The sequence below is a fragment of the Ureibacillus manganicus DSM 26584 genome, from assembly GCF_000772945.1.
GTDB classification, from domain to species: Bacteria; Bacillota; Bacilli; order Bacillales_A; family Planococcaceae; genus Ureibacillus; species Ureibacillus manganicus.
In genome coordinates this window covers 25,056-39,412 of the sequence record NZ_JPVN01000021.1, presented here as the reverse complement: position 1 = coordinate 39,412, position 14,357 = coordinate 25,056, and the positions used below count along the sequence as shown (strand labels likewise).

Here is a 14,357-nt window from a genome sequence, read left to right as displayed (position 1 = left end):
TAGGTAACATTGATTGGTAAAATCAATAATATTATTACCGGAGAATTAGGTGAAGCTGATATCGTTTTATACATGGGGTTGATTATTCCGGAATAGGAGTGCAAATTATGGAAAAAATTGTTTGTGCTTGTGGGCATGAAAACCCACTTGGCACAAAAATTTGCAGCAATTGTGGTAGACCACTAACAGAAGAAGGAAAGTCACAAAAAGTTTTAGATATGAAATATGATGGATCTGCCATTCGATCAAAGACGCACAATAAATCTTTTGTCGATAAAGTATGGAATTTTTTCTCTAGCGTAAAAGTTGGAGTGGCATTAATCATTATTCTCTTAGTAGTAGCATCTATCGGAACAATTTTTCCACAAGAATTTTTTGTAGCTGCTGGAACTGAGGCTGGTAAGGCACTTTATTATGAAACAAACTATGGATCATTAGGTACACTATATTACAATTTGGGGCTTTCTGATCTATATTCAACTTGGTGGTTCCAGGTACTTGTGGGAATGCTTGGGGTTTCCATTATTGTTGCAAGTATTGACCGTGGTATCCCATTACACAAATCATTAACAAAACAACGAGTAAAACGTCACGAAAGCTTTATGAGACGCCAACGAATTATTGCAGAAGGTGCTGTTACTGAAGGCGATCCATCTAAAACACTTTATTCGGTTGAGGAAAAACTAAAAAAAATGAATTACAAAGTACGTCACGATGGATCAGCCTTACTTGCTGAAAAAGGTAGATTTTCACGTTATGGTCCTTACATTAATCATGTGGGTTTAATCATTTTTTTATTAGGTGTTATGTTACATCAACTTCCGGGAATGCATGTGGATGAATCAATGTGGATTCGTGATGGAGAAACTCGTGCTATCCCTGGAATGGATGGTTACTTTTTAGAAAGCAAAAAGTTTATTTTAGAAACACATGATAATGACCCGACAACTGCACAAATACAGCAAGGTGTGGCTGTAATTGCAAAAAACTATCAAACGGATGTAGTATTGTACAAGCAATCGGATGATGCATTACCAGGAGAAACAAATAATTTAGAAGTGGTGAAAGAGTACTCGATCCGAGTAAACCATCCATTAGAGCATGATGGGTATTCATTATATCAAATGGATTATAGATTAAATGAATTAAAAGAAATGACGTTTTCATTAACGAATAAAGAAACTGGTACTGTACTAGGAAATATCACTATTGATTTAAGAAATCCAAAAAGTGAGTATGTCATTGATGAAAATACGAAAGTAGAGTTAATGGAATATTATCCTGATTATACAGGGTTTAATGATGAAGGTAAGCCACAAACAGCAACACCGAATCCAAATAATCCAGCATTTATTTTTAATATGATAACACCGGAAAAACCAAAAGGTGAGATTAGCTTTGTTGCTATTCAACAAACGGTTGAAGGTTCAGGGGCTAGTGAGAATACTTATAAAATGGCGTTTACTGGTGTAGATACGATCAATATGTCAGGTTTAACAATTCGAATGGATAAGACAATTCCATTATTAATTGTTGGTGGATTTATCTTTTTACTAGGTTTAGCAATAGGGTCTTACTGGAATCATCGAAGAGTTTGGATTGAACAGTTAGCAGACGGACAAATTCGTCTTGCTGCACATACGAACAAAAACTGGTTTGGAATTAAGAAAGAAATTGATGCCTTAACTGAATATGCACATTTACCTCAATATGTTGATCAGTTAGTTGACGAAAAAGAGAAAGAAAAGAAAGATGAATAGTAGTATTAATATAAAAGGGGAAGGTGACTACTTATTATGAGTTTAATAGATATTAGTGGTAATCTTTTATTTGTTGCATTTGTTGCCTATTTAGTTGCAACGTTATTAATTGGAGGTTCGATTAAAAGCGCAAAACCAGATGGAGCGGCAGGACGCGCAACTAAATGGGGTCAACTAGCGATTATTGTTACTATCATCGGATTCCTTGCACATTTAGGATACTTTATTACACGTTGGATTTATTCAGGACAAGTACCAGTAAGTAATATGTTCGAATTTACAACAGCATTTGGTATGTTTTTAATAGGGGCATTTATCTATATGTACTTTATGTATCGAGTGACTGCACTTGGATTAGTTGCGTTACCAATTGCATTAATAATCATTGGTTGGGCAGCAATGTTTCCAAGAGAAGTAACACCTTTAGTACCATCTTTACAAAGCCACTGGTTAACAATTCACGTAATTACAGCAGCTATTGGTCAATCGATTTTAGCCATCAGTGCGGTTGCAGGATTAATTTATTTATTAAAAGTTATTGATGCAAAGAAAAAAGGAAAAGAACGTTTTTGGCTTGAAGCAGTACTGTATTTTTTAGTCATCATTGTAGGTAACATTGCAGCGTCAGTTGCATTTAATGCTGTTGGCTATGAAGACCGATATTCTTATATCAATAAAGATGAAATAGAACTTCAGATTATTTATAATCATCCACCGATTTTTGGTATGAATGAATCTACTGCTATAACTGAAGGAGCGATGGAACCTTTAATTGAAATGCCAGCATTTATTCATGCTCAAAAATTAAATATTGTAGTTTGGTCATTATTAGTTGGTACGATTCTTTACGTTTTAATTCGATTAATTGCTAGAAAGCGAATTATCGAATTGTTGAATCCATTAGTGCAGAAAGTAAACTTACAACTATTTGATGAAATTGGCTATCGTTCAGTATTAATAGGATTCCCGATATTTTCTCTAGGAGCTCTTGTCTTTGCGATGATTTGGGCACAAGAAGCTTGGGGACGTTTCTGGGGTTGGGACCCAAAAGAAGTATGGGCGCTAATTACATGGTTATTTTATGCAGCATACCTTCACCTACGTCTTTCAAAAGGTTGGGAAGGCAAAAAGAGTGCATGGTTAGCTTTAATCGGTTTCGGTATTATTATTTTTAACTTAGTCGTAGTCAACTTAGTTATCGCTGGATTGCACTCTTACGCATAAAATAAATAGTTTAAGAGAGTTTATCTTACTTTGTATAGTAATGATAGTGAATGTATGTTTTTATTAAAATAACAGCTACTTGTCTTTAATGTCACACATTATACGATAATTAGTACATCACTTATATATTTGTGATGTACTTTTTAATTAATAGACCTATAAATTATTATATTATAAGTATTATAACAATAATAAAAATTGGATTTTAAGCATGGAATCAACCTTATAAAATCCATTACTTACGAAAAGGTGTAGAAAATGGGTTATCTTATAGATTTTACTTTATTAGTTATGGTATATATATATATTTATTTTAGAATATGGAAAAATGATTCGAAGAATACATTAATAATTAAAACTCTTATGTTTGTATATATAGTAATGGTATTTTTTGTTACAATAATGCCCTTCACCATACCATTAAATGGAACAAATAAGTTATTTTTAGAGACTGCTAATTTTATGCCATTTAAAGATCTAATGTTAAAATATCACGGTGCTACAAAGGAAATTTTCTTAAACATTTTAATGATGATGCCTTTTGGATTTTTATACCCAATTATAATGAAAAAAGGCTTATTAAAGACCGTTATAGCAACATTAACTTTTAGTTTGTTCATAGAATGCTATCAATTAATTAGCGTATGGTGGAATGCTGCTTCGACAAGAATATTTGATGTGACTGACTTAATTACAAATTCAACTGGTGGTCTATTTGGATACATTTCTTTTAGTCTAGTAACTTTAATTAGTAAAAACCATAATTCATAAAATCTTTTAAATTACCACCATATCACTAATTAAACCATTGGAAGGTGTTAATGGGAATAATTGCTATTAGGGTTCCTTTACACTTCTATAGGATTTTTATTGGTGGAGCCGTTGCATGGCTCTTTAAGGATTTTCAACGAAAGATAATCATTATTAATGCAGTATGTGATGGCCTAATCTTTGGCCTAATAAGTATTGTAATTTTCCAAGAAGCAATTGAATTAGGCGGTTGGTTCATAACAATAGTTGAAGTTTCTATTGGAATGGTCATATTTGAATTATTACATAAAGTAATGCGGAATTATCAGGTGATTAAGAATACCTCAAAGGAAAGAGTATATATTCGTAAAGGTTTGTTACTGATATTGAGTTTCTCCATTCCCAATCTACCTATTGGAATTATTCTAGCGACAAGTCACGAACATGATATTTCTCTTTTACAAACGCTTCTACTTCATAATATCCCTGAAGGCATCATTTTATATACTAGATTTAAATCATACTTTTATTTCGACCATCTTAATTAGTTTTACCATAGGTATTATTTTAATGGTTACAGTTACAGAAATACTGTTGCCAGTAATGGAAAAATCCTCATTACATAGAATTTTAATTTATCCTCTAATCGGAATAGGAATTATGGCATTCAATTTAAACTTATTTTAATAGATTAGTTAGTTTCAGATTGACTTTTGTTGGTCATCATTTTGTTTTATTACTCCAATGAACTGAAACATTATTGTAAAATCTATTAAGTGTTTTGAATGGTATACTCACTTTTTTAGATAAAGAGTACTAATAGGTTTATCAACTAGAACAAGATTTTCGGGAGGATTTTTTATTTGGATAAGAAAATAAAAGGTTTTGTCTTAATTGGAGTTTTTACGTTGTTTACTTCAACGATTTTCCTTAATCTACAAGCCTCAGCAAATAATTTGGATAGTTTAAAAGAAGAACAAAATGAAATAGAACAAAAAAAGACAGAGTTAAACCAAGAATTAAAAGATAAAAAAATAGAAATTCAGACAAACCAAGCAGAACAAGATAGTTTATTAAACCAAATAACAAACTTTAATAAAGAAATTACTGCTACCGAAGATCAAATTAATATATTTGAATCTAGTATTGAGCAAACAACTCAAGAAATTGAAAATTTACAAGCGGACATTAAAAATCTAGAGGAGAAAGTCAATAATCGAGATGAACTAATTGACGAACGTTTACGTACAATTCAATCTAGTGGAACAATAAATTGGTTAGATATTTTACTAGGCGCAAATAGCTTTATTGATTTAATAGATAGGTTTTCAGCAGCAAGTACATTACTGGAGGCTGACCGTTCTCTTATAAATGAACAAAATGAAGATATTAGACTAATTGAGATAAAAGAGTTTGACTTAGAAGAAACGTTAGTGAAACTTGAGAGTGAACGTACAGAATTGCTTACATTAAAGACTAATTTAGAGAGCCAAAGATCAGATAAAAAGGCCCTAATTGTAAAACTTGAAGCCGAACAAGAAAAGCTAAAAGACTCAAAACAGCAATTGGAAAATGCATACGAGGAAGTACATGAAATCAGTGAAGATTTAGAAGCAAAAATCATTGCAGAACAGAAACGTATGGCAGAATTGGCACGTGAACAAGAACGTAAACGACGTGAACAAGAAAGTAAACAAAATAAAAATAATGAATCAGCTTCACCTAATGTTCCTGTAACATCAAGTGGAGTGTGGACAACTCCAACATATGGTACATTTACTTCTGGTTATGGATGGAGAAGTTTTGGCGGTGGTGAGTTCCACTATGGTGTGGACGTAGCAAATTCTACTGGAACACCAATTGTGGCAGCTTCGGATGGAGTAGTTTCGTATGCTGCACCTCTTAGTACATACGGTAATGCTGTTCTCTTAACACATTCGATTAATGGGAAAATTTATACAACCGTTTATGCTCACATGAGTTCGATTGGTGTCCAAGCTGGACAAACCGTATCGAAAGGACAGGAAATAGGGAAAATGGGTGCGACTGGTCGTGTCACAGGACCGCATTTACATTTTGAATTGCATAATGGTACTTGGGCAGGTCAAAAGGTAGGACATATGAATCCGTTGCAGTTTGTTCCGTTTTAAATAGTGTGCTTTACTAATTAGCATCCTCAAATGAATTTGGAGGCAATTCCAAATTTATTTGAGGATTTCTTCATAATTCATTTATAACTCTTTTGTAATGAAACTATTACTCTACTTGTAAAATACTATATAATAGAAGAAACTCATTTCTTAAAAGAAAGAGGAGGCGGTAGAGTGAGTAAGAAGGCAGTTGCTTATATTCGAGTAAGTGATATGGGACCGACAGGCGAGAAAGATTCCCAAGACACTCAACTCGAAGAAATTAAGAAATATTGTATACAAAATGATTATGAACTAATAGGTTCTTATCAAGATTTGGATATCTCAGGTGGCACAGATAATAGACCAGATTTTCAAAGATTGTTTGAAGATGCTAGAAAGAAAAAATTTGAAGTAGTAGTTGTATATAATCTAAGTCGTTTCTCTAGAAATGTTCAACATACAATATCATATGTTCAAGAGTTAAGCGATCTAGATATTGACTTTGCTTCTACGAAAGAAAACTTCTTGAGAACAGACACACCAGAAGGACGCTTAATGTTCCACATTACGGCTTCTGTGGCTGAATACCAACGAGAACAGATAGGGCAAACAGTACGAGACAATATGCTATCAATAGCAGCACGTCAAGGTCGCTTCTTAGGTGGATTAGCACCGTTGGGCTATACAGTTAAAGAAGATAAGACGGGTTTTGAAATTGTTGAAGAAGAGGCTGTTGTTGTAAGGTGGTTGTTCAATGAATACCGGAATGGAAAAGGAATGGATGCTTTAACTAGAACACTCACAGAAGACAATGCTTTAGGAAGGGATAAATTCAGCAAATCCACTATTAGGGCTATACTTCTAAACCCTGTTTATGTTGGGGACTTTTACTATAATAAAAGAAGAAAAACAACTTCTGGTAAAAGAAAGAAGAATGAAGAAAATGATTGGATTATTGTTGAAAATAGACACGAACCAATTATTGATAGAGAACTCTTTAATGAAGTGCAAGAACTACTCAAAAGTAAGGCAAGAGGTAAAGGAACATTCAACCCCAACAAGGCTGCTACTAAGCATTTATTAACTGGTCTATTGACTTGTTCTTGTGGTAATACATTCAATGGAAATCCTAAATATAATAATGACGGAAAAAAATATGAATATTACTATTGCAGTGGTAGACAAAGGCACTCTAGAGCATTCTGTGATGCAAAAGGTTTGAGAGTAGACAAAGTAGATCCATTAGTTATCTCAACTCTTGAAGATGTTGTGAGTAAGAAGAAATTACTCTCTGCTTTCAATTCTCAGTTCGCCACTCTAACAACTGAGGAAGCCGATAAGTTAAAGAGGAAGGTCTCTCTCCAAAGGCAGATTGTAAGGAAGAACGAGCAGATAAACAACTTAATGGATAGAAGTTTAAGGACTAAAAATGAAAAAATGATTGAACGGTTCGATAGGGAAATGACAACTCTTCAAGAAGAAATAGAAGAGGTGCAAGTTGAACTTGAACAATTTGATACTACAAATAACTTACTAGTTGAAAAAGCAGAAGAATTAAAACATAGCATTATTACAAGTGAAAAGTTTGAATTGTCTGTTAACTTCTTGAATTATGTCGATAAAGAAATTCAACGAAAAGTTATCGGTGAGTTGATAGACAAAATAGATGTTGTTCAACTTGAAGATGGAAATACTAAACTGGATATCCACTTTAAGTTTGATAGTGAAAATATTGAGTTAGTGAAAAACATTAGCAAACTAGATTATAAGAATCTAGAAACTGAAAAAGAACTTCTTCACAAAATTATGAAGATAGCAGTTGAGAACAATTCTGAAAGTTCTCCCAGAAAGCCGTTATCTGCACAAAATAGTGAGGATTGTGTAGGTGACGGCCATCCCCGTCCTTCGGTATTTTTAGATTCAAACATATAATAAAGCTATAATATAACACTCACAAATGTTGATATTAATCAATGTTTGCGAGTGTTTTTTTTTGTATGGAAATAGCATAAATTGAAATCAAACTACATATTAATGCGATTTACAAAAATTCCACTTTAACTATCAAAATTGATTCCATTTGAATCAGTTTTAATTATTAATATTATGTAATCATAAGAAAATCTCTATATAAACCTTTCGATTAAAAAGTAAAACGTTTAAGATGATTTGCTAATCTACTTTCAATATTATTTTTATATAGTGGAGTTTTTATATAATAGTAAGTTATGGAAGATGGAAAGTAAAATAGAATTGAAACTTTAGTAGTGAAATAATAATATATTCAGTGTTAATATATGTGAAAATAATTCCATTGGACAAAATACTCGCATTTACTCGATCTATCAACTTTTACGTGATGAGAAAAATATTGTCTGAGAAAAAGCGTTTAAGTATAACGCTTTAATAAAACAATACAAGGATTCTGAAATAAATGAATACACATTCTAATAATTTTAAAATTGAGAGTCCTTAGAGGGGGGATGCTACATGCTAAAGATTTGTTTAATTAGGCATGGTGAAACAGATTGGAATGCTAACGGAATCATCCAAGGTACTTTAAATACAGAATTAAATAATAGAGGAAAGCAACAAGCAGAGTCATGTGCAACATATCTATCAAAGAAAAACTGGGACATGATAATAACGAGTCCTTTAAATCGTGCAAAGGACACAGCTAATATTATAGCAAATAAGATATCTTTTAATGTGGAAATTATGGATGAATTTATGGAGAAGCATTACGGAGAAGCTGTTGGATCACCATTAACAAATAAGGCACTACAAGACCAAGCAGGGGAACAATTTATTCTTTTTAAAAAACGGGTTTTGGGAGGATTAAATCGAATAATAGAAAAATATGATAATAAAAAAATCTTACTTGTAACACATGGCGATGTGATTCAGGTTATATTAACTACATTATTTCAAAGTAATGAATACAATATTAAAGTGAACAATGCGAGTTTATCCGAAATTGAATTCAATAAAGTACAATGGACAATAAACTATTTTAACAGAACAAACTACTTATAATTATATTGTGTTATCAGGAATATTTTACAAATGATAGAAATCGTACTATAATAACTTGTATAAACAACAAAAAATGAATATTAAACTAATAGGTTTCTTAAATATGATTGTGAACTATATTTAAGACTAAGAGGGAAATTGGTGTAAATCCAATACGGTCCCGCCACTGTAAGCGAGAAGGAAGGTTAGTAAATATCCACTGTGTGTAAGCATGGGAAGGAATAACCAACTGTTGATTCGTAAGTCAGGAGACCTGCCTATAAAGTTTTTTAAGCTTCCTCGAGGAAAGGAATGTTTAAAGTGTAGGTAGTCTTTATTTAAATTATTTTTCGTTAAATATTAGATTGCAAGCTTATATAAAATATCTGCAAAGATTAGTATATAACATAGATACCTTTAACCAACGCTTTCCACAGGAAAAGCGTTTTTTTGTGTTTAAAAAAGAAGGGAGTACTAGAAATGAAAGATATTTTGAAAAAATGGGGATTGTTGAGTGTTCTTTTTCTTTTAATTTTAACAATCATTACAGGCTGCGGTACACAAGAGGAGAACGATGTAAGTAATAAAGAGAAAGAAGATGCTCAAGAGGAAGTTATTAAAAATAATGAAAGTCAATTTCCTGTCACTATTTTAGATGGTGCTAATCGTGAGGTTACAATTGATGATGAGCCAGAAACAATTGTTTCCATTCAAACTAGTAACACAGAAATCTCATTTGCACTAGGACTGGGCGATAAAATTATTGGGGTTTCAGATTACTGTAACTACCCTGCAGAAGCATTGGAAAAAGAAAAAGTAGGTGCACAAGATATTAATGCAGAGCTTGTTCTTTCACTTTTGCCGGATTTAGCGTTAGTTACTGATTATCATTACAATACACATCCAGAACTACTAAAGCAGTTTGAAGAAGCTGGGATTGACGTAGTTGTTGTTGGAGATGCATCATCCTTTGAAGATGTTTACCACAATATTGAAATGATCGCTAATGCAACTGGAAGTAATGAACAAGCCCAAAAAATTATTACGGATATGAAGCAACGTCATGAAGCAATTAAAGTAAAAGCTGCGGAAATGATTACAGATGAAAAGAAAGTTTGGGTGGAAGTTTCACCTGCTCCGGATATATTTACTACTGGAACTAATACCTTTATGCATGAAATGCTCGAATCCATAAATGCAACTAATGCTGCGGAGGCACATGAAGGATGGGTAAAACTAACAGAGGAAGAAATCGTACAATTAAACCCTGATGTTATTATTACTACATATGGTTACTATATAGACAATCCCAGAGATCAAGTACTAAATCGTGAAGGATGGAATGAAGTGCCTGCTGTAAAAAATGAGCAGGTGTTTGATGTTGATAGTGATACTGTTACTAGACCAGGACCTCGTTTAATTGAAGGAGTAGAGGCAATTGCGAAGTTTGTATATCCGGAAGTTTTTAACTAATAAAGTTAGATGGTTGTATGTTTTTAGTGGAGGGTTAGTACTATGTACGGCCCTCTTTGCCTTATTCATAAGTAGCGTTCAGGTACCTGTTTCAACAATTTTACATATAATCATGGACAAAACCATTAGTTTAGGCTGGTTAGACGATATTGCGAGAAATGAAGAAATGATTATTTGGAATATCCGATTCCCAAGAGTGATTCTTGCTTTTTGCGTCGGTGCATCTCTCGCATTAGCTGGTGCTGCTTTCCAGGGACTTTTACGTAACCCATTAGCAGATCCATACACAATTGGTGTCTCCTCAGGTGCAGCTCTTGGTGCAGTTATCGTTTTATTTTTTCAAGTTACCATCAATGGTTTGGGAAGTTTTACTCTTCCAGTCGTTTCAATTATCGGGGGCTTTGCAGCTTTGTTTGTAGTATTTGGACTAGTTAGATTGAGTAGTAGAAGTTTATCCATTGAAACTTTAATTTTAGCAGGAATCATTGTTAGTGCCTTTATTGGAGCAGTTGTGTCTCTTATTATTTCATTAAGTGATCGAGACTCAATGACACAAATTATCTATTGGTTATATGGTAGTGTCGGCATGAGAGGTTGGAGTCATATACAGTTAATCCTTCCCTTTATGATAATCGGTACTATCATTCTGTTCTATCACTACAGGGAATTAAATGCTTTAGCCTTAGGTGAGGATGCAGCAGAAAATATAGGAGTGGATGTTCGTAAAGGGAAAACATTCATTTTAATCGGTGCTTCTTTATTAACTGGAGCAGCAGTTGCAGTATCAGGTTCAATTGGATTTGTTGGACTAGTTATTCCCCATCTAGTTCGTCTTGTAACTGGTCCCAATCATCGCCATGTCCTGCCCATATCCATGTTAGTAGGCGGTGCATTTCTAATATTAGCTGATTTACTATCTAGAACTATTATTGCTCCAAAGGAATTACCAATCGGCGTTATTACAGCCTTAATAGGGTCACCTGTTTTTGCGTTGTTATTAATAAGAGAAAGAATTGGGCGGAGGGGATAAAATGATCAATCTTAAAGGCATAAGTGGTGGATATGCTCAACCTCCAACTATTAATCGTTTAGATTTACAAATTAATAAAGGAGAATTTTTTACCCTCCTTGGCCCAAATGGAAGTGGAAAAACAACCCTTTTTAAGCTTATTACCGGACAATTACTAATAAGTGAGGGTGGAGTTTATATTGATGGAAAAAATATAGCGACTCTATCGAAGATTGAAAAGGCGAAACTCATGGCTGTTCTGACACAGGAAAACAAAGTAGCATTTGATTACACCGTTGAGGAAATTGTAAGTCTCGGTCGTTATCCACATCAAAAAGGTATACTAAAAAATCTAACTAAAAAAGATTTGGCTGTCATTGAAGAAGTCATGGAACTAACATACATTAGCGACTTTAGGAAAACCGCTTTTCGAAGGATGAGCGGTGGAGAAAAGCAAAGAGTGTTATTGGCTAAAGCTTTAGCACAAGAACCTGAAATTTTATTATTAGATGAGCCTACTAATCATTTAGATATAAAGCATGTATTCCAAATGTTAGATTTACTAAAAAAACGTCAGGAAAAGTTCGGTTTAACAGTTTTTGCAATCCTTCATGATTTAAACGTCGCCTCACTATATGCAGATCGAATTGCATTTCTTCATAACGGAAACATCTTAGAAGTAGGTGATGTTGGAATCTTAAGAAAAGAAGACCAATTAAAAAAAGTATACGACGTGGAGTTAAAGTCTAGGGCACATCCTACGCTCCCGAAGCCCCAGCTTATTATGACTCCAAGCTACACCGTTTCTAATACGTTGGACTTTAACAAGTCATATCGAATAAAACAAACCAAGGAATATATTCATGTTGAGTTCAAACATCCTTTACGAACTATTTCTAATGGTGTAATCGGCGAAGGAATTCAGTGGTTAAAGCATTTTTGTAATTTCCATGTTACGAAAGACTATAATTGTTCAGAACCTAAAAGTGATTTACAAAGCAGGATGATTAAACACTCCATCCCCCATGAACAAGCAGTTGGGATGATGACTGCTGTAGTGCTTGAGGATGCAGTTTTTTTAGAAGATGAATTTGAAGGTATTCCTATGATGGCAGTTGTCACTGCAGGAACAGGAAATGCTGTTGATATAACAAATAAGTCTAATACAGGCGCAATCCAAACAGTAGGTACAATTAACATATTTTTATTCATAGATGCACATTTTTCTGATGGAGCTCTTGTAAATGGAATTATGTCTGCTACTGAAGCAAAAGTGAAGGCCTTACAAGATTTAAAGATAAAAGATAGTCAGTCTAATACAATTGCAACCGGAACTTCAACAGATTCAATCCTACTTGGACTTACACAGCAAGGGGAAAAAACACCTTATGCTGGCTCAGGTACAATTGTTGGAAAAGGGATTGGTCAAATAGTATATAGTGCAACAAAGAAAGCGGTAAAAAAATACTTACAAAGAGTTCATGAAGAACAATGGCTGTAATAGAAAGATAATGTTTAATAGAACAAGTTTATGACGTGAACCTCTAAACAATACAGTACTTAATTATGTAATTGAGTGACCTTCATTATATTTTCTTAAAAAGGTGGAGTTGTTAGTGACAAAACGAGTAGTAATTGCAGGCACTGGAAGCGGAGTTGGAAAAACAACTATTACTATTGGAATAATGGCCGCTTTAAAGCAGTCTGGGCTAATAGTTCAAGGATTTAAATGTGGACCTGATTATATAGACCCTTCATACCATTCAGCTGTAACTAAAAGAGTTTCTCGTAATTTGGATAGTTGGATGCTCTCGCAAGAGAGTATTTTAGAAATATATAAAAATGGAAGTCAAGGTGCTGACATTTCGGTAATTGAGGGAGTCATGGGGTTTTTTGATGGGAAAAGTCCAGAAACCAATGAGGGAAGTACTGCTGAAATTAGTATGTTAACCAAAAGTCCAGTTTTACTCGTCGTCAATTGCGAAAGTATGGCTCGTAGTGCAGCAGCTATTGTTAAGGGGTTTCAACTGTTTTCAGAAGGACCAAATATTGTTGGTGTTATCGCAAATAAGGTTGGGAGTGAAGGCCACTTTCAACTTATTAAAAAAGCAATTGAACAAGAATGTAACGTTCCAGTAATTGGTTATTTGAAAAGGGAGCAAGACATTGAAATTCCTGAGAGGCAACTCGGACTTATATCTTCTATTGAAAGAGGAGAACTGGATTCGCTTTTTGATAGATTAGGGGAATTAGTTCATAAGACAATTGATATTGAAAAACTGTTTGAACTAGCTACTGCTGAACCATTAAAAGTGAATAACAAGAATTTGTTTGTTAATACAAAAAAAGAACAAATCGTTAAAATTGCAGTTGCGAAGGATAAGGCCTTTAATTTTTATTATCCTGAAAATTTAGAAATGCTAGAAGCAAAGGGTGCTAAAATCGTTTATTTTTCGCCACTTGATAATGAAGATTTACCTGAAGATGTGGATGGACTTTATCTAGCTGGTGGATTTCCTGAAGAATTCGCGTATGAATTGGCACGTAATACAAAAACAAAGCGATCAGTGAAGGCAGCGGTAGAACGTGGGTTACCTACACTTGCTGAATGTGGAGGGTTCATGTATTTAACAGAATCCATTGAAACGACCGAGAAGAAAAAGTATCCAATGGTAGGAGTAATACCTGGTAGCATACAAATGCAACCTAGTTTGGTTGCATTAGGGTACAGAGAGATTACTGGTCAGAATGGGAATTTTATACTGAAAGATCTAAACGCAAAAGGGCACGAATTTCATTACGCCTCCTTTCAATCTGCAGAAGAAAATGTGCCCTATTCTTATCAAACGAAAGGGCTGCAAGGGGTAAAAAATGAAGGGTACTTAATCCACAATGTAGTTGCTGGGTTTACTCATTTTCATTTTGGTTCTTGTTCTGAAATGGTGGAGAATTTGATAGAAAAATGTATAGAGCATAAAAATAGTAGGAGGTAAT

At 33.8% G+C, this 14,357-nt stretch carries 11 protein-coding genes and 1 riboswitch; all 11 genes read left to right on the top strand.

The window, feature by feature from the left end:
• Positions 1-107: 107 nt before the first annotated feature.
• The 11 genes from CD29_RS15180 (at position 108) to CD29_RS15130 (ending at position 14,356) form a co-directional block, all read left to right on the top strand.
• Positions 108-1,760, top strand: a complete 1,653-nt coding sequence (locus CD29_RS15180) for a cytochrome c biogenesis protein ResB (protein ID WP_036188682.1) — start codon at positions 108-110, stop codon at positions 1,758-1,760.
• Between the two features lie 36 nt (positions 1,761-1,796).
• Entirely contained in the window at positions 1,797-2,984 is a 1,188-nt protein-coding gene (gene ccsB / locus CD29_RS15175; RefSeq protein WP_036188680.1) for a c-type cytochrome biogenesis protein CcsB, read from the top strand.
• A 363-nt stretch (positions 2,985-3,347) separates the two neighbouring features.
• On the top strand, positions 3,348-3,755 hold the full coding sequence (locus CD29_RS15170; RefSeq protein WP_235801852.1) for a VanZ family protein: 408 nt from the start codon (positions 3,348-3,350) through the stop codon (positions 3,753-3,755).
• Positions 3,756-3,805: 50 nt separating this feature from the next.
• Complete coding sequence (locus CD29_RS15165; RefSeq protein ID WP_052124198.1) at positions 3,806-4,282, top strand: ZIP family metal transporter; 477 nt, start codon at positions 3,806-3,808, stop codon at positions 4,280-4,282.
• Between the two features lie 315 nt (positions 4,283-4,597).
• Positions 4,598-5,884 carry a murein hydrolase activator EnvC family protein gene (locus tag CD29_RS20890; protein ID WP_052124195.1) on the top strand — a complete coding sequence of 429 codons (1,287 nt, stop codon included), beginning with the start codon at positions 4,598-4,600 and terminating at the stop codon, positions 5,882-5,884.
• A gap of 174 nt (positions 5,885-6,058) precedes the next feature.
• Positions 6,059-7,798: a recombinase family protein gene (locus CD29_RS15155; RefSeq protein ID WP_036188674.1), complete on the top strand. Its 1,740-nt coding sequence runs from the start codon at positions 6,059-6,061 to the stop codon at positions 7,796-7,798.
• Between the two features lie 558 nt (positions 7,799-8,356).
• Positions 8,357-8,902 carry a histidine phosphatase family protein gene (locus CD29_RS15150; protein ID WP_036188671.1) on the top strand — a complete coding sequence of 182 codons (546 nt, stop codon included), beginning with the start codon at positions 8,357-8,359 and terminating at the stop codon, positions 8,900-8,902.
• Between the two features lie 73 nt (positions 8,903-8,975).
• Positions 8,976-9,177, top strand: a riboswitch (cobalamin riboswitch).
• A gap of 184 nt (positions 9,178-9,361) precedes the next feature.
• Complete coding sequence (locus tag CD29_RS15145; protein ID WP_036188668.1) at positions 9,362-10,354, top strand: ABC transporter substrate-binding protein; 993 nt, start codon at positions 9,362-9,364, stop codon at positions 10,352-10,354.
• Entirely contained in the window at positions 10,320-11,384 is a 1,065-nt protein-coding gene (locus tag CD29_RS15140) for a FecCD family ABC transporter permease (protein WP_036188665.1), read from the top strand. Before CD29_RS15145 ends, CD29_RS15140 begins: the two co-directional genes overlap by 35 nt.
• Before the next feature lies 1 nt (position 11,385).
• The gene (locus CD29_RS15135) at positions 11,386-12,864 is read left to right on the top strand and encodes an adenosylcobinamide amidohydrolase (protein WP_036188663.1); all 1,479 of its coding nucleotides are present in this window, start codon (positions 11,386-11,388) and stop codon (positions 12,862-12,864) included.
• Positions 12,865-12,973: 109 nt separating this feature from the next.
• A complete protein-coding gene (locus tag CD29_RS15130; protein WP_081976288.1) occupies positions 12,974-14,356 on the top strand; it encodes a cobyrinate a,c-diamide synthase in 1,383 nt (460 codons plus the stop codon).
• Position 14,357: the final 1 nt, after the last annotated feature.

What these genes read in the sequence shown, in the direction of transcription:
- CD29_RS15180 (WP_036188682.1), top strand. Translation starts at nt 108, where the DNA reads ATGGAAAAAATTGTTTGTGCTTGTGGGCATGAAAACCCACTTGGCACA.
- ccsB (WP_036188680.1), top strand. Translation starts at nt 1,797, where the DNA reads ATGAGTTTAATAGATATTAGTGGTAATCTTTTATTTGTTGCATTTGTT.
- CD29_RS15170 (WP_235801852.1), top strand. Translation starts at nt 3,348, where the DNA reads ATGTTTGTATATATAGTAATGGTATTTTTTGTTACAATAATGCCCTTC.
- CD29_RS15165 (WP_052124198.1), top strand. Translation starts at nt 3,806, where the DNA reads ATGGGAATAATTGCTATTAGGGTTCCTTTACACTTCTATAGGATTTTT.
- CD29_RS15150 (WP_036188671.1), top strand. Translation starts at nt 8,357, where the DNA reads ATGCTAAAGATTTGTTTAATTAGGCATGGTGAAACAGATTGGAATGCT.
- CD29_RS15145 (WP_036188668.1), top strand. Translation starts at nt 9,362, where the DNA reads ATGAAAGATATTTTGAAAAAATGGGGATTGTTGAGTGTTCTTTTTCTT.
- CD29_RS15135 (WP_036188663.1), top strand. Translation starts at nt 11,386, where the DNA reads ATGATCAATCTTAAAGGCATAAGTGGTGGATATGCTCAACCTCCAACT.